Here is a 21,639-nt window from a genome sequence, read left to right as displayed (position 1 = left end):
AATAGTGCGGCGGCTATGTTTCAATTAGAGCCACAGCATCACGTCACTCAACGAAGAGGACCGATTTGGCAACCAGAGACGACGTTGCGCGTCGTGCCGGGGTTTCGGCCAGCACGGTTTCTTACGTCATTAGTGGACGGCGCCGCATCTCCGAAGAGACTAAGGCACGCGTGCTGCAGGCCATGCAGGAGCTGAACTACACGCCCAATGCCTTCGCCCAAGGACTGGCCGGGGCACGCCGTGGAATCATTGCTCTGCACTTCCCCACCTCCGGTGGCGGGTACTCTTCGACCGAATTCGAGTACGTCACCGCAGCGGTTGAACAGGCACGCCGGCGCGGGCTGCACCTGCTGTTGTGGACCAACCCGACCGACGATGTGGCGGGGCTTCGGAGCCTCGTGAGTCAGAAGCTCGTCGACGGCGTGGTGCTCATGGAGGCTTCGATCATCGACCCCCGCTTCGAATTGTTGCGCGAGTCATCCACGCCCTTCGTCTCCATCGGGCGTCCGAGTCACACCGCGGATTTGTCCTACGCGGATAATGACTTTGAGGCGCTCGGCGAGAAAGCCATTGGCTATTTAGCGGAACTGGGGCATCGTTGCGTTTGCTACTTGGGGTTGCAGATCGAGGACCAGCACCACGGTTACGGTCCAGCGGTGCGCACGCGACAGGCATTGCAGCGGGCCGCGCAGGCCCACGGTGTGCGGCTTCATATGGTGTCTACCGAACACAGCGCCGCCGGTGGTCGAGAGGCTTTAGAGGCCGTACTGAAGCTTGACCCGCCGGCCACCGCCGTACTGGGTTTTAGCGAGTTTGCGACCGCCGGGTTCATCAATGAAGCGGCGGTGCGTGGACTGCGCATCCCAGAAGACCTATCGGTGGTGGGGCTGGGCGTCTCGCAGCGGGCCGCGCAGATGATCTCCCCAGAATTGACCAGCGTATCGCCTCCGATTGCGCTGATTTCCCATGCCGCAATCAACGCCTTGGTGGATCTCATCGACGATTACCCGGGCCCTATCGTGCAGGAATTGGTCACTCCGGTACTGACCTGCCGTCAAAGCTCCGGACCCGCGCCCACACTAAGCTCATAAGCCTTGCCAGGGGGCGCCCTACTCTGACATGATAACGACCATTGACGCGCGTCGATGACGTGCGTCACATTTGATCGGATCGCAGGGAACCGGGCCGTGCCGGCCCGCATGACACTCACCTTGGAGGAACCCATGAATTCTCGAATGCAACGTTGGCGCCTGGCGCCAGCAGCGATGGTGGCCGCGGGCAGCTTGCTCCTCGCTGGTTGTGGCGGGCCCGACCCGAACGATCCCAACGCCTCGGGCGGTGCCAACCAGAGCCAGCCGTCGGACGGGGTTGTCGATATCTACGGACCCATCACGGGAACCGAGGCAACCCTGCTCGAAGAATCCTGGGCGGAGTGGTCCGAGAAGAATGACATCAAGATCCGGTACACCGGCGACAAGAACTTCGAATCGCAGCTCGGTATTCGAGTCCAGGGCGGCGACACCCCGGACCTCGCGATCTACCCGCAGCCTGGCCTACTTCAGGCCACGGTCTCCAGCGGCAAGGTGCAGAAACTACCCGAGGGAGCTCAGCAAGAAGTTTCGGCCAACTGGTCCGAGGACTGGCAGGCCTACGGTCAGGTTGATGGCGTGCAGTACGGCGCTCCACTGATGGCCAGCGTCAAGGGGTACATCTGGTACTCGCCGTCCAATTTCGAAAAGTGGGGCGTTGAAGTTCCCAAGACTTGGGACGAAATGGAGCAGCTGGGCAAGACCATCGCCGAAAAGACCGGCAAGCCTTCCTGGTGCGCTGGTTTCGCCTCGGGTGAGGCTTCCGGCTGGCCAGGCACCGACTGGATCGAAGACGCCGTGCTCCGTCAGGCTGGACCGGAAGTCTACGACAAGTGGGTCAACGGCGAGGTGAAGTTCACCGACGCAGAGATTGCCGCGGCATTCGACTCGGTGGGCAACATTCTGCTCGATGACACGTTGGTCAACGCCGGCTACGGTGGCGTGAAGTCGATTAACGCCACCGCCTTCGGCGACATCGGCGCCAAGGTCGCCGATGGCAGTTGCCCACTAACCCACCAGGCTTCCTTCCTCGAGGGATTCATCCTCGACTCGACCAACGCAGACGGTAAGAAGCCTACGGTCGCCCCCGACGGTGATGTCTGGGCATTCGTCACCCCGCCGGCTTCGGCCGATGATGCCGCCGCGGTGACCGGTGGCGGCGAATTCGTGGCGGCCTTCAGCACCGATGAAGATACCGCGAAGGTTCAGCAGTTCCTAGCCAGCGCCGAGTGGGCCAACAACCGAGTAAAGCTCGGCGGTGTCATCTCCGCGAACTCCGGTCTTGACCCGGCCAACGCCAGTAGCGACCTGCTACGTTCGGCCGTTGAGCTGCTGCAGAATCCGGAGACAACCTTCCGCTTTGACGGCTCGGATCTGATGCCGAAGAGCGTCGGCTCCGATTCGTTCTGGAAGGGCATCGTGGACTGGGTTGATGGAGATTCTACCGAGAGTGTCCTGAAGACCATTCAGGCCGGATACGACTCCTAATCCAAGGCAGTTGCGACGCCGGATGCCGAATATTTCGGCATCCGGCGTTGCCGGTGAAAGGCCCGAATCATGTCTGACTTCTTTCAATGGCTTGCGGGGCTACCGCCCCTAGCCCAAGTACCCATCGTGCTTGTCGTTTTCATCGCGCTGATCGGCGCGGTGCTGTTCTTTATTGAGTACGCCACGCGCCCCGGGCGCGGCTACACCCTCCTGCGCCTGCTGGTGACCGTCCTGGTACCGGCGGCAATCTTGTTGCTCTTCGGGCTGTATAACTCCGTGCTCTGGGTCGCCGTGTTGGCCGCGGCGCTCGGCGGCGTGCTGTTCATCATCGACTACCGATCGCGGCAAGGCTCCGGCTATTTCCTCCAGCTGATCGCCTTCATGGCCCCGGCGATGCTGCTCTTGGCGCTGGGCCTTATCTACCCGGCGCTACGCACGCTGATGAACGCGTTCATCACGAACGACGGCACAAAGTTTGCCGGCCTCGATAACTTCGCCTGGGTGCTCACCAGCCCGGACGGACTGACCGCTTTGATCAACACGCTTGTGTGGGTGCTGGTCGCTCCTGTCGTGTCCACGGCCATTGGTTTGGCCTACGCGGTATTCATTGACCGTAGCCGCGGTGAGAAATTCTTCAAGCTGCTCGTTTTCATGCCGATGGCGATTTCCTTTGTCGGCGCATCTATCATCTTTAAGTTCTTCTACGACGCACGCGTCGGCGAACAGATCGGTGTCCTGAACGCGGTGGTCACCGCCTTCGGTGGGCAACCGGTCGACTGGCTGGGCCTCGAACCGTGGAACACGCTCTTCTTGGTGGTGATCCTGATCTGGACGCAGGCCGGTTTTGCCATGGTGATTCTTTCTGCAGCCATCAAGGGGCTGCCGGCGGAGCAACTTGAGGCGGCCGAGCTCGACGGGGCCACCCCCTGGCAACGCTTCTGGCATGTCACCGTTCCCGGAATTCGTTCCTCGATCATCGTGGTACTCACCACGATCTCCATTGCGTCTTTGAAGGTCTTCGATATCGTTTCGGCGATGACCGGTGGGCGTTCGGATACCACGGTGCTGGCGTTCGAAATGGTGCGCCAGTTCCAGCTCGGCGGGCGTAGCGGCTTCAGTTCCGCGCTAGCCGTCGTGCTGTTCTTGCTGGTGCTTCCGATCATCATCTACAACGTTCGTTCGCTCAAGAAGCAAAGGGAAATCCGATGAGTTTGGTGCCAGAAACCACACGGCGTGCCCTGCGCAAAGCCGAGGCGACCAGTGGGAAGCTCAAGCGTGCGGCCACCTCACGGGGCGCCACGCTCGCGGCCTTCATTATTGCGGCCATTTGGACGCTACCGACCCTAGGGTTGTTCATTTCCTCCTTCCGCGAGGCCAATGACATCAAAACCTCCGGTTGGTGGACGGCCTTTGCCAATCCATCGTTCACCTTGGAGAACTACGCGAAGGCACTGAACTCCGGTGATAGCCTCACGCTGTCCAAGGCGTTCGTGAATTCGCTGGCCATTACGATTCCGGCGGCCGTTGTGCCGATTATTTTGGCCAGCCTGGCGGCGTACGCCTTCGCGTGGATCAACTTCAAGGGTCGTAACACGCTCTTCGTGGCGGTTTTCGCCCTGCAGATCGTGCCGATTCAGATGGCACTGGTGCCGCTGCTACAACTGTTCTCCGATGGCGTGCAGATCGGTGGGCTGTATATCCTTCCGGGATTGGGGGTCAACGGATTGGAAGGCGCCTACGCAAAGGTGTGGATTGCGCACACCATCTTCGCGCTACCGCTGGCGATATTCATGTTGCACAATTTCATCTCCGAGATCCCGGGTGAAGTAATTGAGGCGGCACGGGTGGACGGGGCCGGACACGGGCAGATCTTCTACCGCATTATTTTGCCGTTGGCCATGCCGGCCATCGCCTCCTTCGGTATTTTCCAGTTCCTATGGGTGTGGAATGACCTGCTTGTCGCCACGGTCTTTACCTCCGGCACGGAGCTGCCAATTACCAAGGCACTGCAGGACCTGTCCGGAACCTACGGCCAGTCCTGGGAGCTTCTTACCGCTGGCGCCTTTATCTCGATGATTATCCCGCTGCTGGTGTTCTTCGCACTGCAACGTTTCTTCGTTCGCGGGCTACTCGCGGGAGCGACCAAGGGTTAAGCATCCAGCCGGCCGGTCATTGACCGGCCGGCTGTGCTTTAACTACGCGCGGCCCTTGACGCGTTGGACAGGATCAGTTCCGCAGGATCCTAGAAGTGCGACGAGAGATCGTTGGTAACGCTACGCGGAGAAGCTCCGCCGCGACACTTCAGAATGGCTACGGCAGGTCACGAAAGACAACAGCGGCACTTCGATTTTGCGAGCTGCTTCATCCGGCTGGGACTCGCCAGTGCAGCACATCGCCTCAATCAAGCTCTCTGAGGTGACCGCCTGCTCGCGGACTTCCACCGCCGGGCCAGAGCCACCAGCGGCACCAATCCAAGGCCTACTGATCGCGATTTTTCCGGTTATTGCGGTAGCGCCCGTAGGAAGCGCACGCGGCGATGAACGCCATCCCGAAAAGCATTGCTAGTAAAAACTCGATGCCCACTGTCCGTTCGATCGTTGGATGCAAAGTCTATGAGAACAACACCGAAACTCCAGTACAGACTCCCTGCAGTATCGGCGATACTCCGTGGTGGCACCGTAGCAAAAGCTATTAAGAATCCGGTGAATATAGAACGCTCTCGCCGCAGTCTTAATGGCGAGGTAACCGGAGCGTTGAACGAGCACGAACGAGAAGAACTCAAACGCCTGCGTATGGAGGTCGTCGATTTGCGGAAGGACTGCCGGTTGCGGGGAAAAGCATCCTCCCTTTTCGCGTTGAAGGGCGAGTTCTCGCTATCCACGATGGCGTCTTTGCTCTAGACCCCATCGGCCCAGGGCTATCGCGCCTCTTGAACGGAACGTGAAAATACTGCACAGAACGCTGATCGGGTGGAAGGGGCACTGCGTACGGCATGAACCCTGCGAGGGCAGGGACCAGATCAGGTCTTCATCCACGCAGACCGAAGCGGCAACGTCGCCCCGACGCAGTTGCATGGCCTTGCGGTCGGCCGGATCCGCTACGGTCCGTAGCGTACATGGGCGCCCGCTGGCCTCAACGCCATAAGCGAGTCATTCTGGTCGGCGCCGAGGACCGAGTTCCATGGCCGGTACCTGTGGGCTAACCGGGCCGAAATGAAGCAGAAAGCGGCTCGGTGGATTGAAGATTTCTATAACCATCACCGGTTGTATTCAAGTTTGAAGATGGGCCCTCCGGTGGAGTTTGCTCAGCAATTGAAAGGTCGGAGTTCCTTGGGCAATCGACGTGAAACCCTGCCGGTGTGAACCGCATGAACTCTAGATCATGTGTCCACTCATTGCGGGGAACGCCAACCGTTGACAGGGGTAAGTAACGGGTGTTGAGTGTCGACATGCGGGCGGGAAAAGTCAGCAGGGCTCGAGCATGAACGGCACAGACTCGAAAAGGACCGGATGATGAGTGATATCCCAGCAGTGAACCTGGAGCAGGTGACGAAATCATTTGGTCGCAAACAAGCCCTTGCGGGGCTGTCGTTGCGGGTGCAGACCGGAGAGGTGCACGGGTTCCTCGGTCCAAACGGCGCCGGCAAATCGACGACCCTACGCATTCTTCTGGGGTTGCTACGTCACGATGCGGGCACCGCACAGGTCTTGGGTAAAGACCCGTGGGCCGATGCGGTCGAACTTCACAGCCGGTTAGCCTATGTGCCCGGCGATGTGGCGCTGTGGCCCAATCTCACCGGTGGTGAGGCCATCGACCTCTTCATGCGCCTACGCGGTTCGGCGAACCCCGCCCGGCGTGACGAACTCATTGAACGCTTCGACCTAGACCCGCGGGCAAAGGCCCGTACTTACTCGAAAGGCAACCGGCAGAAGGTCGCACTCATTGCCGCGCTAGCTTCCGAGGTCGAACTGTTGCTCCTAGACGAGCCCACCTCTGGTCTCGATCCCCTGATGGAGGCCCAGTTTCAAGAATGCATCCGCGAGGTCCGCCAACAGGGACGTTCGATCTTGCTGTCGAGCCATATTCTGGCCCAAGTGGAGGCACTGGCCGATACGGTTTCGATTATCCGGCGCGGCGTCGTCGTGGAAAGCGGTAGCTTGGAGCAGTTGCGCCATTTGGCCAGCACCAGCATCTCGCTCCGACTGAGCGAGCCACGCGAAGTGATCGAAACGCTGAGCGGCACGCCGGGCGTGCATGACGTGCACTCGCATGAGGGCACGGTGCGCTTTAGCGCGGATCAGGAACACCTACCGCAAATTATGCAGCTGATCTCCGACTGGGGCGTCGCATCGCTGACGGCCACGCCGCCGACGCTCGAACAGCTGCTACTACGGCACTATGGCGAGCCCGGCACGACCTCGGCGGAACGGAAATGAGTAGCCCAGCCCGGCACAAGGCCGAGGCAACACCTCTGGGGATGATCCCCTACCTTCGGTTCATCGCCCGACGCGACCGGTGGCGTGCGCCGGTGTGGGTCTTCACGCTGGGCCTGCTGGCCCTGTACTTCATCACTGCCATCACCTTGTTGATGGATCCAGCCACGCTGCAATCGATGACCGGCTTCGTACGCAACCCCATGCTTGCCTTGATCTCCGGCCCCGGATTCGGTTTCGAGGCGATCACGGTCGAACGCTACGTGGTGGGAGTTTACGCAACTTTCTTGATGATCGGCGCCGCGCTGATGAGCCACACAACCGTCATACGCCACACCCGCGCCGAAGAGGAAAGCGGGCACGCAGAGTTATTGCGTTCCCACGTCTTAGGTCGCCAGATCCCCTTGCTTGCCGCCCTGGGCGCCGCGGCCGCCCTGAACCTGGCGGTGAGCCTGTGCATCGCGCTGGCGTTCATTGGCTCGGTCGCTCATCCAGCCGCCGTCCCCTCGCTGCTTTTTGGTCTGAGCATCGGCAGCGTGGGATTCTTCTTCGCGGCCGTCGGAGCCCTCACCGCTCAGCTGACGACCTCGGCGCGAACCGCCTCGGGGATGGCAGGGGCCGTGCTGGCACTCGCATTCATCCTGCGCGGTTTGGGTGACATGTCGGCCGCGGCCGGGGGCCCCTTGGGGTGGCTTGCGTGGCTCTCCCCTCTGGGCTGGGCACAGCGGACGGCTCCATTTACCGATGATCATTGGTGGCCGCTCCTGCTGAGCCTTAGCGGCGCACTCGTCGTGGCCACCCTCGCCTTGCGGATCCAGTCGCGGCGTGACTTGGGTGCCGGGTTATTGGCCGACCGGCCCGGTCGTGCCCGGGCTGCAAGGTGGCTGGCGACGCCCTGGGCCTTGGTGGTCCGTCTGCAGGGCCCCGGACTGGCATGGTGGTTGTGCGCGGTGCTGCTCGGCGGCATCATCTTGGGGTCGCTAACCGGTTTGATGGCTCAGAGCATTACGGCGATGCCTACGCAGATCGCCCTTCTCATGGGTGGGCCCGGAACCATTATCAAAGGGTACGTGGGCTATTTGGCGATGTTTTTCGCCATTCTGGTCGCCGTGTATTCGCTACGCTGCGTGAGCGCCTTACGCGGCGAGGAATCCGAAGGCCGTCTCGAAATATTATTAGCCGACCGAATGGGCCGCGGTACCTGGGTGTCGGCGTGGACGCTCTACGCCCTCGTGTCCTCGGGAGCGCTGTTAGGCACTGCGGGGTTGGGCACCGGGCTCGGTGCATCTTTCAGCACCGGGGACCCCACCCTGCTCTGCGGCGCGGTGCTCGGTCACCTGGTACAGCTGCCGGCGTTATGGCTGCTGCTCACCGTCGGAGTGGCACTCTACGGCTGGGTTCCACGAGCAACCGGCGTGAACTGGATCCTCTACGCCGTAAGTGTTTTCCTGGCGCTGTTCGGTAGCCTGCTTGGCCTCGAGCAACAGCTCGTCGACAACTCGCTTTTCCAAGCCATCGGGCAGTACCCGCGGCACAACCCAGCGTCGGGAGCCATCTTAATGTTCAGCGTGCTCGGCCTGTTGCTGTGGGCAGCTGGATACCTCGGTTTCCGCCGCCGGGACCTCAAAGCGGCATGACCTGCCCGCGCCGGAAGCCACGCAACATAAGCCTGTGACGCGTGTCACCCAAATGCTTCGCCGCCTTCGTGGCATAGGTTGGCCAGTGCTGATCGCACCCAACCTTCAAGGAGTGACATCTAATGACACGACGAAGTGTCCGTGCTGCCGCGTGGGCCGCCGCCCTGGCACTTGGCTGTGGCGCGCTGGCCTCTGCACCGGCGAGCGCCGAACCGCGACAAACCGACAAGCAGGCTACCGCCACCGGCTCCGGAGGGGCCGTGGCCACGGTTGATCCCGAGGCCTCGGCGGCCGCCCTGAGCGTATTGCGCAAGGGTGGTAATGCCGTGGATGCCGCGGTGGCCGCGGCCGCGGCGCTCGGGGTGAGCGAACCCTATAGCGCCGGCATCGGCGGTGGAGGCTACTTTCTCTACTACGACGCCAAGTCCGGGAAGGTCAGTACCCTCGATGGGCGCGAAACCGCGCCGGCTGGCATAACTCACGATGCCTTCATCGACCCGGAAACGCACGAGCCCTACCGCTTCACCCCCGAGCTCGTCACCAGCGGGGTGTCTGTCGGCGTTCCAGGCACGGCCGCCACCTGGCAGCAGGCCCTCGAGAACTGGGGCACGATGCCGCTGCGTCAGGTGCTACAGCCGGCGATCAAGACCGCTACCCGCGGCTTCGTGGTGGATGAAACCTTCCGCGAGCAAACCCTGGACAATAAGGAACGCTTCGAGGCCTTTGACTCGACCCGCGACCTCTTCCTTCCCGACGGAGATGCGCCGCAGGTCGGTTCGATTTTCACCAACCATGAGCTGGCCGATACCTATCGGCTGTTGGCCAAGGAGGGCGTCTCCGCTCTCTACGAGGGCGAACTGGCGGAAGAAATCGCCTCCACGGTTCAGGCACCCCCGGTTTCAGCAGATACCGAACTGCCGGTACCCGTCGGGAGCATGACCGTCGAGGATCTGGCGAACTACGAGGTCCTCGAGCAGGATCCCACCGAAGTCAGCTACCGTGGCTTGGATGTTTTCGGGATGGCACCCTCCTCCAGCGGTGGCACCACCGTGGGTGAATCGCTGAATATTCTCAACACCTTCGAGTTGTCCTCGATGGACGAATCCGATGCCTTGCACCATTACCTCGAAGCTAGCGCGCTGGCCTACGCCGATCGCGGTAAGTACCTCGGAGATGCGGCCTTCGTGGATGTGCCCACCGCAGAGCTAACCGATGCGCTATTTGGCGCCGAACGCGCCTGCGAACTGGATCCGGAGCAGGCCGCGGTCAAGCCGGTGGCTCCGGGCGATGTCTCCGACTACGACGGAGAATGCCCGACCTCGCCGGTCGCACCGGCCGCCGAGGAGGATACCGAGAACATTTCCACCACGCACCTATCGGTAGCCGACCGGTGGGGCAACGTCGTGTCCTACACGTTGACCATCGAGCAGACCGGTGGCTCGGGAATTGTCGTTCCGGGCCGTGGCTTCTTGCTGAACAATGAGCTGACGGATTTCTCGACGATTTATGACCCCGCGGATCCGAACCGGATTGAACCCGGGAAGCGTCCGCGTTCCTCGATGTCCCCAACGATCGTGCTGCGCGACGGCGCACCGATGCTGGCGGTCGGATCCCCGGGTGGTTCAACGATCATCACCACGGTGCTCCAGACGCTCATCAACCGGGTGGATCTGGGCATGGATATTTCCGAAGCCATTGCTGCCCCGCGCGCCTCGCAGCGCAACACCAGCAAGGTGACCGCCGAACCAGAGTTCATTGACGCGCACGCCCAGCAGCTCGAGTCCTACGGACATCAGTTTGTGCCGGCCGGTGACTCCTTCACGCCACAGGCCGAAATCGGCGCGGTGGCCGCGGTGGAGATCGCAGAAGATGGAACATTGACGGCGGCCGCCGAACCGCGGCGACGCGGCGGTGGATCGGCCATGGTGCTCTCGCCAACACGCTAACGGACACAAAATACGCGTGTTTTGGGCGTCGGGCCCGTTGCGATGGCAACGAGCCCGGCGCCCTTTTGCCTGGCGGGCCCAGACTTGCCGGTGCTGACAGCGACAGGCGTGTGCACTAGCCTGAATAACCACGCAGCATCACAACCGTTACCTCCCGGAGCGACCATGCCTTTTGCCAGCGACACACCATTTTCGACGACACTGCGCAAGGCCACCGAGGCCGAGCACGGCGCGGCAGAATCCAGCGAGTTCATCACGACGCTCATGGCCGGGGACCGAAGCGCCCGGGACTACACCCTGCTTATCGCCCAGTACGCCCACCTGTACCGGGCCCTTGAAGATGAGGTCGCCAATCTCCGTGGCCTGCCCGAAGTCGCGGATTTTTTCGATCCGGCCCTTGAACGTTCGGAACAGTTGAGCCGTGACCTCAGCGTCCTATTACCCATGCACGGAATGAGCCGCTGCCCAGAACCGCTACCGGCCACCGCAAGGTATGTCGCGGCGATCCGTGCCGCCGCGGCGGAGCCGGCGCGGCTGGTGGCCCATCACTACCTCAGGTACCTCGGAGACCTATCCGGTGGCCTAGCCATTGGCCGGCTTGTGGCTCGGCATTACGAGATTCCGCCCGAGGCCCTGAACATGTGGCGTTTCGATTCCATTGCGAAGCCCAAGGTCTATAAGGACGCCTATCGCAGAAAACTCGATGCCTTCGGGGCGCAACCACAGTGCGCCGCGGCCCTCTTGGACGAGGCGCGCCGTGGTTTTACGTGGAACAAAGCAATCTTTGAAGATTTACTTTTCGATTCGAAGGCTCGCGACGCCGGCGCCGCCTATCCCCGCGGGTTCATTCCCGAATCGGTTCACCGGCCGGGTCGAGCACCCACCAGACGTCCTTGACTCCTTGTCCCTTGGCCTCTCCGGCTTCGACATCGGCCGCGAAGTAGTACAGCGGCCAGCCGTTGAGGGTCAACTGCCGGCTTCCGTCGGTTCCCGTAATGGTTCCCACCTCACCGGTCACCCCCTGCAGCTCGGGCAGTTCTTCGCCAGCGGGCACCGGTGGCCATGCTTTGAGGCACTCGTCGGCACAGGCGGAACTATCGGCCCCCTGGGTATCCTTGTCGAATTGGTAGAGCACCATGCCCTTGTCGTCGGTGACGATCTGCCCAAGATCCGATTCCACGACATGCAGGGCGTGCACCCCGAGCATCGCGGCGGGACTCGACGATGGGCTTTCGCTCTTGGGGGCGCCATAACCGCCGCCCCCACCGGGCGACTCGGACGAGTCACCACAGGCCGTTAGCGCCAGCAATCCGGCGCTGAGCACGGCCGTCGTAAGCATAATTCGTGTTCTCATTGGATTCCCCTCCATCAACGAACAACTTGCTGTAGGAAGTGAAACGAGACCGTCGCCCATTTGGTTCACCGCACACTAATTGGGGCGGAGAGCAGAACTCCACCGTCTTGCGCCGTGATCTGGATCCGAGAAATCTGCCTCGGGCGAAGTACGGTCGCCGCCTGCAGTTCGATCTCCTTACCCGGCACCGCACCCCATGTCGCAACCTGACTCTCACGTCCCTGAAGATCCGTGAGCACGAGCGCATATCCGGCCGCGGATTCGGCGTACCGATCGCCCGTGGGGCCCTGCAGGTTCTGCTCTCCTGCCGGGTAGCTGCAGTTGACCCGAATTTTGGTGCCCCAGCCAACCTCGGTCAATTCAACATTTGAACTGAGCTTCACCGCGGCCGCCGGTATCAGCGACACCGCAGTAGTGGGTTCGGGCGCGCGATTCACCCAAGCCAGGGTGCCTATTACGGCGACAATCACGAGTGCCGCGGCCGCCGCAACGGCTAAGGCCGGAGCCACCCAGCGTGCCCGGTGCCGCCGCAGACTCGTTGCCAATAGCTCGGTGGGTAGCTCGGGTTCGAGGGCGAGGCCGGACTGCGAATCAAGAGCCTCAAGATATGCGGCGGTCTCACGCAGTTGTTCCACATTTGCCCGGCACTGAGCGCACTGGTCCAGATGGCGCTCGTATTCGTCGTGCTCGGCGTCCTCCAGCGCGTATAAAACGTAGGCGGCATCCCATTGTGCATAGCGGCATTCGGCGCCGGTCATGAGCCCGCTCCCCTTTCTTCCAGAGCAAGGCGTAGCGCCCGCATCCCATAATGTAGGCGCGACTTCACGGTGCCCGCGGCGATACCTAATTCTTGGGCCATCTCCGAGGTACTGCGACCACCCACGTAGGCCCGAACAATCACCTGACGGTGTTCTTCGCTCAGCGCGGCCAGAGCATCGATCACGACCATTGAATCAAAGAGTTGCTCGGTTTGATCTTCACGCACCGGCTCGAGTTGCTCCAGCCCCGGCACTTCGCGCCGGTACCGCGCCGAGCGGGATTCATCGATCACCAAGTGCCTGGCAACGGTAAAGAGCCACGCACGGGTCGTCTGCGGATCCTGCTCCATGAGTTTGCGCGACTTCCAGGCGCGGCAGAGTGTTTCTTGCACGATGTCTTCAGCCAGTTGTCGATCGCCGGTCAGCCGCCACGCATAGCGCCAGAGTGCCGCGGCATGTAACTCGTACATGCGGGCCATGGTCTCCTGTCGCGCGCGTGCCATGGGCACTCCTTCACACACTTCCACGGGTAGGACACGATGTACCGGCCCCGACGGTTCACCGTGCCCGCGGACTCTGGCGATCAACCTACACGATTAGCTCTGGCACTTATAGGGCGCGCGGTCGACGGGCTCGGCACCTTTCTCCGAGGAATCTGCTCCAACGGACCGGGAAGCACCCGGATAGCTTTCATCGTTTGAGCACAAGCCAAGAATCGCTCGGGTCGCGCGCTGGCGCATGGATGATCGCCTCAAGCGCCAAACAGTGCGGAATTTATGGGTTTTGCGGCGTTAGCACAGCGGTTAGAGTCACCCTCAAATGCCCAAGCGTGCCGAGGTCATTGCATTCAATAACTGAATGCAAAAACTAGTTTCTAACTATTTTCCATTCACCCATTGACGACATTGGTGATCTGGTTCACACTTATTTTCATGCCAGAATCCACGCAGCTCGGAAAACCGGGTTCACAGAGCGCCCTGCGCCACCGCAACGCACGTCGAGTGCTCCTTGCGTTGGCCTCTGGTCCGCGGACTCAGGCCATGTTGACACGTGATACCGGCCTTTCGGCCGGCACGGTCAGCAACATCGTCAAGAATCTCATCACTCAGGGACGGGCCCACACCGAACCGACCATCAGTTCCGGACGCAAGGCACTGAACATCGTGCTCAATGGGCCCGGCGCCCTGGGGCTGGGCATCGACTTTGGTCGTCGTGGTTTGCGGATGATCGTCGTCGCCTCTGGCAACACCATCGTCGCCGAACGCACCAGCGATCTGCCGGCCAGTAGTGGCGCCGAGGCCTGTATCGCCCGTGCTGCCGAACTACTCACGCAGATGGTCGACAGCGGAGAGATCAGCCGTGGATCTGTTCTGGAGGCAGCGGTGTCGCTGCCATCGCCGATCGACCACCGCACCGGCACCTTGGCCAGCTCCTCCATCTTGCCGCAGTGGGCCGGGGTGGATATTGCAGCCGCCGTGGGCCAGGCACTTCAGGTGCCCACGGTGATCGACAATGACGCCAATCTGGCGGCTTTGGCCGAGGCCACGTGGTCCGAGCACGCCACCAGCGAGCAGCTGTTCTACCTCAAAATCGATCGCGGTATCGGTGCCGGACTTCTGCTCAACGGCCAGATCCACTACGGACATATTGGTATCACCGGCGAAATCGGCCACGCGGCGATGCAGGATGACGGCCTACCCTGCCGCTGCGGCAACCGTGGATGCCTCGAAACGCAGGCCTCGACCGACCGGATGCTCGATCGACTACAGCACACCATCGACCCGCCCCGGTCGGTTGCGGAGCTGGTGGAGTACGCCCTCGACGGGCACCCGCCGACGCTACGCGTGCTCGAGGACGCCGGATTGGCCGCTGGGCGCACCCTCGGGTTCATCTCGAGCCTGCTCAACCCGGAAGTCATCGTCGTTGGAGGCCCCTTAGGCGAGCTGTTGCTGGACCCGGTTCGCCGCGGACACCAGCGTTATACGAGCGAAACGCTCTTTGAAACCACCCGTATCGTCACCGCTTCGCTCGGCGAACGAGCCGAAGCCCTCGGCGCGGCCACCCTCGCGGTGCGTCGTGCGGTAGACCTGCACACCAATTTCAACGAGGTAGAGATCCCATGACCGAAACGATGACCGCGGACGCCATCTTGCAGATGCGTTCCATTACCAAGAAATTCCCCGGGGTCTTGGCCCTGGATGCGGTGAACCTGGCGGTGGCCCGCGGCGAAATTCATGCGATCTGCGGGGAAAACGGTGCCGGTAAGTCCACCCTGATGAAAGTGCTCTCCGGGGTGTACCCGCACGGCAGCTACGAGGGAGACATCTTCTACGACGGCCAGGTCCGCCAGTTCCGTGATATCCGTTCCAGCGAGAAGGCTGGCATCGTGATCATCCACCAAGAACTGGCCCTGATTCCCGAACTGTCGATCACCGAAAACATCTTCCTGGGTAATGAACCGGCCCGCATGGGCGTCATCGACTGGGCCGAAGCCCGGCGACGCAGCGTGGACCTCCTCGATTCGGTGGGTCTGCATGATGACCCGGACACCCCGATCAAGGACATTGGCGTGGGTAAACAGCAGCTGGTTGAAATTGCCAAGGCCTTGAACAAGGACGTAAAGCTCTTGATCCTGGATGAGCCCACCGCGGCGCTGAACGAGGAAGATTCGCAGCACCTCCTGCGCATCATGGGGCAGCTACGTGAGAAGGGGATCACCTCGATCATCATCTCGCACAAGCTCAACGAAATTGAGCAGGTGGCCGACTCGATCACCATCATTCGTGACGGCAAGTCAATCGAAACCCTCGATGTCTCGGCGGGCGGGGTCGACGAAGACCGCATTATCAAGGGCATGGTGGGCCGCTCCCTCGAGTCCCGCTTCCCGGATCACACCCCGCATTTCGGCGACGTTTTGCTCGAGGTGGAGAACTGGACCGTCGCCCACCCGAACGTTGAAGACCGACTCGTGTGCAAGGGCTCGAACTTCTTCGTACGGGCCGGTGAGATCGTCGGCTTCGCCGGCCTCATGGGCGCCGGTCGCACCGAGCTGGCCCGCTCGGTCTTCGGACGTTCCTATGGACGATTCCTCTCCGGGCAGGTGCGCATCCACGGCAAGGAGGTCCAGCTTCGCAATGTACGCCAGGCCATCGACGCCGGTCTCGGATACGTCACCGAAGACCGCAAGAGTCTAGGGCTGAACCTGCTCGACGACATCAAGACCACCACCGTCGCGGCCAATCTGCGCAAGATCAGCCGCTATGACGTGGTTGATCGCCGGGCCGAATATGCGGTCGCCGAGAACTATCGCACCTCGCTGCGCACGAAGACTCCCTCGGTGGATGAATCCGTGGCGAAGCTTTCGGGCGGTAACCAGCAGAAAGTCGTGCTTGCCAAGTGGATGTTCACGGACCCCGAGGTACTCATTCTGGACGAGCCTACGCGAGGCATCGACGTGGGTGCGAAGTATGAAATCTACGGAATCATTCAGGAACTAGCCCGGCAGGGCAAGGCGGTCATCGTGATCTCCTCGGAACTGCCCGAACTGCTCGGCCTCTCGGACCGTATCTACACAATTTTCGAAGGCACCATCACCGGTGTGCTGAACAAAGATGAGGCGACCCAGGAAAACCTGATGCGCCTCATGACCGCCGACCGTGCGGACTCCGGCCTACAGGCCGGCTAGCGACACCCATCAACCCATCGATCACAGCAGGAATTCAGCATGAATGCGCTCAAGCAGCTCTTCGGCGGGGACACCCGCCAATTCGGCATGATCTTCGCCTTGGTGGCGCTGATCCTTTTCTTCCAGTTCCGCACCGGCGGCCGCACCCTGACCTCCGGCAACGTCATTAACCTGATCAACGGCAACGCCTACATTCTGGTGCTGGCTATCGGCATGGTGCTGGTCATCATCGCCGGGCATATCGACCTGTCGGTCGGCTCCATTGCGGCCTTCGTCGGTATCGCGGTGGCCATCGCCATGCGCGACTGGCATCTGCCCTGGTGGCTGGCGATCGTCTTCGGCCTGGTGCTCGGTGCCGTTATCGGTGCCTGGCAGGGGTTCTGGGTCGCATACGTGGGGATCCCGGCCTTCATCGTCACGTTGGCGGGCATGATGCTCTTCCGTGGGTTGAACCAGTTCGTTGGCAAGTCCAACACGGTCCCGGTTCCCGAGGACTTCCAGTTCATTGGCGCCGGTTATTTGTGGGAAGTCGGGCCGGTGACCGGTTACAACAACCTGACCCTGCTCCTGGGCTTGGGTGCGGTGCTCTTCTTCATCCTCAGCAGCCGCCGGGCCCGCATTAAGAACCGCACCCTCGGTGCCGTGGTTGCCCCACTGTGGGTCGACGTCACCAAGGTGACGCTGATTTCGGCGGCCGTGCTCTACGCGACCTACCTGTTTGCCACCGGACGACCGGGCACCTCGATCCCGATTTCCGGTCTGATCTTGCTGGTTCTCGTGCTGATCTACGGTTTCATCTCCACGCGCACCATTCTGGGCCGTCACGTCTACGCGGTGGGTGGCAATAAGCACGCCGCCGAGCTCTCCGGTGTGCGCTCGAAGAAGGTCAACTTCCTGGTCATGATGAACATGTCGATTCTGGCCGCGCTGGCCGGCATGATGTTCGTCGCCCGTTCCACCGCATCCGGCCCCTTCGACGGCGTGATGTGGGAACTCGACGCAATCGCCGCAGTGTTCATCGGCGGTGCGGCCGTCTCCGGCGGTGTCGGTACGGTCATGGGGTCGATCATCGGTGGTCTGGTGATGGCCGTCTTGAATAACGGTCTGCAGCTGCTCGGTGTGGGTGCGGATGCCACCCAGATCATCAAGGGTCTGGTGCTGCTGGCCGCCGTGGCCTTCGATGTCTACAACAAGACCCAGGGCAAGCCTTCGATCACCGGCCTGCTCATGCGTTCCTTCAATAAGCCCTCCACCCCAGCACCCCCAACCCCGGAAAAAATTTCCGTCTAGTTCAGTTCGTCACCCACCTGAGAGAAAGTGAAAACAATGAAGTTCACCATGCGAAAGCTTGCTGCCACCGCGGCCATCGCGGCTCTGGCCCTGACCGGCTGTGGCCGTCAGACCGACACCGGATCCGAAGCCAGCGGCTTCGAAGAGGGTTCGGCCATCGGCGTGGCCCTGCCGCAGAAGACCAGTGAAAACTGGGTGCTGGCCGAGAAACTGTTCAACGACGGACTCAAGGATGCCGGCTTCGAGCCGATCGTGCAGTTCGCCAACGGCGGCGTCGCCGAACAGCAGAATCAGATCAGCGCCATGGTCACCAACGGCGCCAAGGTCATCATCGTCGGCGCCATCGACGGCTCGCAGCTGGGCACCCAGTTGGCCGCCGCCAAGGAAGCCGGGGCGACCGTGATCGCCTACGACCGTCTGGTGACCAACACGGAGAACGTGGACTACTACGTGGCCTACGATAACTTCCAGGTCGGCGAGCTGCAGGGCAAGGCACTGCTCGAGGGGCTCGAGAAGAAGGGCAAGGCTCCCTACAACATCGAGCTCTTCGCCGGTTCCCCGGATGATGCCAACGCCGATGACTTCTTCAACGGAGCCATGAGCGTGCTGAAGCCGAAGATCGACGACGGAACCCTGAAGGTACTCTCCGGGCAGAAGTCCTTCGAGCAGGCCGTAACCCAGGGCTGGAAGTCCGAAAATGCGCAGAAGCGCATGGACACCATCTTGACCGGTAACTACGGCAAGGAAGACCTCGATGGTGTGCTCTCCCCGAATGACACCCTGGCCCGCGCCGTGCTGACCTCGGTCAAGGCTGCCGGTAAGGATCTTCCGGTGGTCACCGGTCAGGACTCCGAGGTCGAATCGGTGAAGTCGATCATGGCCGGGGAGCAGTACTCCACGATCAACAAGGACACCCGCAACCTGGTGGCCGAGGCGATCGATATGGTCAAGGCACTACAGGCTGGTGAAGAGCCAAAGGTCACCGATGCAGAGTCCTTCGATAACGGCTCGAAGACCGTTCCGGCGAATCTGCTGGATCCGCAGATCGTAACCAAGGAGAACGTCACCGAGGCATACGCCGACGATCCGGTGCTTGGCCCGATTACCGAAGGCAAGTAACGGCAGCACGTAGCTTCAAAAAGTCGCTGGCCCCAGACTTCTGTCTGGGGCCAGCGCTCTTTGTGTCCACGGGGATGATCGAGCGTGTCATCGATCGCTGTCCCGGGCCGAGGCACGGGACAGTTCATCGCGACGAGTTTGGTCAGAGTTCCGCGTCAGTTCCGGCGCATGGGAAGCCAGCCGCCTCTAGAATCCGCCAGTGGTGTTGGTATGAGACGTTGAGGTCACCTCGCCGGTTACCGACAGGCGCTTGGGTTGCACACCGTTGATTTCGTAGTCGCCAACGATACGTGACTTGTAGACCGCAGGATTGTGGGTGGCGATGGTGCGCGCATTGCGCCAGTGCCGGTCGAAGTTAAAGGACGCTCGGGTGGCCGAAGCCCCCAGCCCGTCGAAAAGCTTATTGGTGGCAGCGATAACCATGGGCTGCACTACGCTCTGCGCGCGGTTGGCGGCCAGCTCACACACGGCGAAACGCTCGTGGTCATTGAGGTTGCTGTCGGCCAGCGCGGCTTCAACCTCCAAAACGGCCCCCATCACCACCGCATCGCTGGCGAACACCGCACCGGAGACCTCCCCGACCAATTGCAATACCTGTGGTTCCTGATGCACCGGCACGCCGGTGCCGGTGGAGAAGCTGCGGGTACGCGACTGAACCGCCAGGCGCATGTCGTTCAGCGCCGACCGGCCGATACCTGCCTGGACCGCAAGCAGCACGAGCTGGAAGATCGCGGCTTCCGGATCGATGGGGTCTTCGGGCATGAAGCTATCTACCGGGACATTGCTGAATTCGGTGGTGCCGGTGCCGGTCAGTTGCTGGCCGAACCCGTCCCAGTCATCGATGATTTTAACGCCGCTGTGCTGGGTGGAAACCACGGCAATGTGACGCCCCGGGCGCTGCGGGTGGCTGACCGCGACGGTGGTCCAATCCGCGAAAATGGTGCCGGTGCAATAGTACTTTTCGCCGTTAACGACCCAGCGGCCATTGACCTCACTGACGGCCGTATTCAGTGTCCCGAGCGGATTGCCGCCCTTTTCGGTGTAGGCGTTACCGACGATATGTCCGGACGCAATGCGCGCGATCCACTTTTTACGCAGTGCCTCGTCCTCAAGCCGGAGCACATGCTCGGTGAAGGCAATATGCGCCCGCCACAGTTGAGCAATGTGGGAATCCGCCTCAGCCAACTCGATCAACAAGCGAAATACATCCGAAAGCCGTGCCCCGTGGCCACCGGCTTCGACCGGTAACCGCAACGCCCCAAAACGCTCGCGATTGAGCCAGCCGACCTGTTCAAAGGGAAGCTGACGAAGCTGCTCGCGTTCATTGGTTCCGTCAGCGATTTGCGCGAACACCGGACGAAAAATCGCAGCCAGGCGTTCGTACTGCTCATCCGCGCACGGCCCGGGAGTGACCTTTAACAGTTGGCGCACGGCCACCGGCTCTACGTGGTCATCTAGATTACGGGCCGAAGCCCCGGCGGGGTCACTCAATGCGTTGAAGTCCATGTTGGCGTTGTCGAAAGACACTGGAAAAATCCTCATTTCTTTCCATCGGATCTGGCGGTAGCACCGGCCCGTCACGCGGGTGGTTGCTGCGGCGTCGTCGAGCCAGATCTCTCGGCCGCTCTGGATGGGTTCGTAATCATTTGTAGCGTTACGTCCTTTCACGTCCCAAGCCGGGCGTCACAAAGTAACGAGCCGTAGTAGTGACGCCAGTCATACTTCAGGAGATGTAGGCCGGTGGCCACGAAAGGCGCTTCGTCGATCCTTCAAGTTCATCAACGAATCCACACTTATCAAAAGAAGAATCAGAATTTCTCGCGTCCGGCCACCATCTTTCGAAGATTCGTCATGTTACGAAAGGTTTGCCCTCGGTTCATTCGACGCGGTTCGATTGTTGCGGAACCATCCCGAGCGGCCGAGAGATCTGGCTCGACGACGCCGCAGCAACCACCACGCCCATGAACTGGTCGCGGACGGTGCTACCGCCAGAACCGATGGAGATGATCATGGCACTTGCCTACGCACCCGCGCACACCTCAACCAATACTGCCCTGCCGCTGAGCTTCCGCCGGCTTGCACGCACCTTTAGCACACGCAGCGAAACCCGCCGAGTACTGCAGGACTTTAACCTCGAGATCGCCGCCGGTGAACTGGTGGCCATTCTGGGCCCAAGCGGATGCGGAAAATCCACCTTGTTGCGCGCAGCTAGCGGGCTAGATACGCCAAGCTCCGGGCAGGTGCTCATCGGCGACTTGCCGGTGGCCGGGATTGACGAGCGCTGCTCGGTCGCCTTCCAAGAACCAAGACTGCTGCCGTGGCGTTCGATTCGCGAAAATATCGAGCTCGGCCTGCCACTGGGTTTGGACCAGAACGAGGGCACCACCCTGATCGATGAACTGCTCGAGATTACCGGCCTGGCACAGGTAGCCGACGTGCACCCGCAGGAAATCTCAGACGGCCTTGCGCAACGCGTCTCGCTGGCTCGCGCCCTAGCCCGCCGCCCCGGCGTGCTGCTCCTTGATGAACCCTTCGGGGCTCTGGATGCGCTGACTCGACTCGAATTGCAGGAGCTGTTGCGCGCGGTTCACGCGGCCATTCCCACCACAGTGTTGCTCGTGACCCACGATGTCGACGAGGCCCTGCAGTTAGCGGACCGAGTGATCGTACTGGGCCGCGAGGCACCGGGCATTCCGGCCGGCGTCATCCGGGATCTGCGCCTAGACACCGCGGCCGGGCACCAGCGCCGCGACGGCGACTTCGGCGCGCACCGCAACATGTTGCAGGATTTGCTCAGCGTCGATAACCACACCGACTAATACAGCGCACATCGCCCCTGCG

The 21,639-nt window shown here is 61.5% G+C and carries 18 protein-coding genes and 2 riboswitches; of the genes, 14 read left to right on the top strand and 4 right to left on the bottom strand.

The features are described from left to right. Positions 1 to 65 precede the first annotated feature (65 nt). From ACJD00_RS01700 to ACJD00_RS01660, 9 genes are all read left to right on the top strand, one after another. Positions 66 to 1,091, top strand: a complete 1,026-nt coding sequence (locus ACJD00_RS01700) for a LacI family DNA-binding transcriptional regulator (protein ID WP_418908215.1) — start codon at positions 66 to 68, stop codon at positions 1,089 to 1,091. Positions 1,092 to 1,223: 132 nt separating this feature from the next. Then, positions 1,224 to 2,576: an ABC transporter substrate-binding protein gene (locus ACJD00_RS01695; RefSeq protein ID WP_418908214.1), complete on the top strand. Its 1,353-nt coding sequence runs from the start codon at positions 1,224 to 1,226 to the stop codon at positions 2,574 to 2,576. Positions 2,577 to 2,645: 69 nt separating this feature from the next. Beyond that, entirely contained in the window at positions 2,646 to 3,785 is a 1,140-nt protein-coding gene (locus tag ACJD00_RS01690; protein WP_418908213.1) for a carbohydrate ABC transporter permease, read from the top strand. Beyond that, entirely contained in the window at positions 3,782 to 4,729 is a 948-nt protein-coding gene (locus ACJD00_RS01685) for a carbohydrate ABC transporter permease (protein ID WP_309409159.1), read from the top strand. Before ACJD00_RS01690 ends, ACJD00_RS01685 begins: the two co-directional genes overlap by 4 nt. A 987-nt stretch (positions 4,730 to 5,716) precedes the next feature. Beyond that, positions 5,717 to 5,938 (top strand): integrase core domain-containing protein, encoded by a 222-nt coding sequence (locus ACJD00_RS01680; RefSeq protein ID WP_418909285.1) that lies wholly within the window; start codon positions 5,717 to 5,719, stop codon positions 5,936 to 5,938. Between the two features lie 150 nt (positions 5,939 to 6,088). After that, the gene (locus tag ACJD00_RS01675) at positions 6,089 to 7,012 is read left to right on the top strand and encodes an ABC transporter ATP-binding protein (protein ID WP_418908212.1); all 924 of its coding nucleotides are present in this window, start codon (positions 6,089 to 6,091) and stop codon (positions 7,010 to 7,012) included. Beyond that, entirely contained in the window at positions 7,009 to 8,646 is a 1,638-nt protein-coding gene (locus ACJD00_RS01670) for an ABC transporter permease (RefSeq protein ID WP_418908211.1), read from the top strand. Before ACJD00_RS01675 ends, ACJD00_RS01670 begins: the two co-directional genes overlap by 4 nt. A 122-nt stretch (positions 8,647 to 8,768) precedes the next feature. Continuing rightward, a complete protein-coding gene (gene ggt / locus ACJD00_RS01665; protein ID WP_418908210.1) occupies positions 8,769 to 10,592 on the top strand; it encodes a gamma-glutamyltransferase in 1,824 nt (607 codons plus the stop codon). Between the two features lie 165 nt (positions 10,593 to 10,757). Then, a complete protein-coding gene (locus ACJD00_RS01660) occupies positions 10,758 to 11,489 on the top strand; it encodes a heme oxygenase (biliverdin-producing) (RefSeq protein WP_418908209.1) in 732 nt (243 codons plus the stop codon). On the opposite strand, the gene ACJD00_RS01655 is transcribed toward ACJD00_RS01660, so the two are convergent. The 3 genes from ACJD00_RS01655 to ACJD00_RS01645 all read right to left on the bottom strand — a co-directional run bounded on the left by ACJD00_RS01655 (position 11,437) and on the right by ACJD00_RS01645 (position 13,207). Next, complete coding sequence (locus ACJD00_RS01655; RefSeq protein WP_418908208.1) at positions 11,437 to 11,946, bottom strand: hypothetical protein; 510 nt, start codon at positions 11,944 to 11,946, stop codon at positions 11,437 to 11,439. The genes ACJD00_RS01660 and ACJD00_RS01655 overlap by 53 nt on opposite strands. Before the next feature lie 65 nt (positions 11,947 to 12,011). Beyond that, entirely contained in the window at positions 12,012 to 12,704 is a 693-nt protein-coding gene (locus tag ACJD00_RS01650; RefSeq protein WP_418908207.1) for an anti-sigma factor family protein, read from the bottom strand. Continuing rightward, positions 12,701 to 13,207: a sigma-70 family RNA polymerase sigma factor gene (locus ACJD00_RS01645; protein ID WP_418908206.1), complete on the bottom strand. Its 507-nt coding sequence runs from the start codon at positions 13,205 to 13,207 to the stop codon at positions 12,701 to 12,703. The genes ACJD00_RS01650 and ACJD00_RS01645 overlap by 4 nt, the downstream gene beginning before the upstream one ends. 429 nt (positions 13,208 to 13,636) lie before the next feature. Here ACJD00_RS01645 and ACJD00_RS01640 point away from each other — a divergent pair, with 429 nt between their 5' ends. Genes ACJD00_RS01640 through ACJD00_RS01625 form a run of 4 tightly spaced genes read left to right on the top strand, consistent with a single transcriptional unit; the run spans position 13,637 to position 18,798 of the window. Next, positions 13,637 to 14,827, top strand: coding sequence for an ROK family transcriptional regulator (locus ACJD00_RS01640; RefSeq protein WP_418908205.1), 1,191 nt, complete (start codon positions 13,637 to 13,639; stop codon positions 14,825 to 14,827). Next, entirely contained in the window at positions 14,824 to 16,389 is a 1,566-nt protein-coding gene (gene mmsA, locus ACJD00_RS01635; protein WP_418908204.1) for a multiple monosaccharide ABC transporter ATP-binding protein, read from the top strand. Before ACJD00_RS01640 ends, mmsA begins: the two co-directional genes overlap by 4 nt. A 39-nt stretch (positions 16,390 to 16,428) precedes the next feature. Continuing rightward, entirely contained in the window at positions 16,429 to 17,679 is a 1,251-nt protein-coding gene (mmsB, locus tag ACJD00_RS01630) for a multiple monosaccharide ABC transporter permease (protein ID WP_418908203.1), read from the top strand. Between the two features lie 48 nt (positions 17,680 to 17,727). Beyond that, complete coding sequence (locus ACJD00_RS01625; RefSeq protein ID WP_418908202.1) at positions 17,728 to 18,798, top strand: substrate-binding domain-containing protein; 1,071 nt, start codon at positions 17,728 to 17,730, stop codon at positions 18,796 to 18,798. Between the two features lie 186 nt (positions 18,799 to 18,984). Here ACJD00_RS01625 and ACJD00_RS01620 read toward each other — a convergent pair whose 3' ends face one another. Then, entirely contained in the window at positions 18,985 to 20,325 is a 1,341-nt protein-coding gene (locus ACJD00_RS01620) for an acyl-CoA dehydrogenase family protein (protein WP_418908201.1), read from the bottom strand. A gap of 18 nt (positions 20,326 to 20,343) precedes the next feature. After that, positions 20,344 to 20,435, bottom strand: a riboswitch (SAM riboswitch). A 265-nt stretch (positions 20,436 to 20,700) separates the two neighbouring features. Continuing rightward, positions 20,701 to 20,802: riboswitch (SAM riboswitch) on the top strand. Positions 20,803 to 20,807: 5 nt separating this feature from the next. Between ACJD00_RS01620 and ACJD00_RS01615 the strand changes: the two genes are divergently transcribed. Further along, a complete protein-coding gene (locus tag ACJD00_RS01615; RefSeq protein ID WP_418908200.1) occupies positions 20,808 to 21,617 on the top strand; it encodes an ABC transporter ATP-binding protein in 810 nt (269 codons plus the stop codon). The last annotated feature ends 22 nt before the right edge of the window (positions 21,618 to 21,639 follow it).

Origin of the sequence: Glutamicibacter endophyticus (assembly GCF_048457885.1) — a bacterium.
Taxonomy (GTDB): Bacteria; Actinomycetota; Actinomycetes; order Actinomycetales; family Micrococcaceae; genus Glutamicibacter; species Glutamicibacter endophyticus.
Note: the sequence above shows the minus strand (reverse complement) of the source record. Positions and strands in the feature narration are given on the sequence as shown.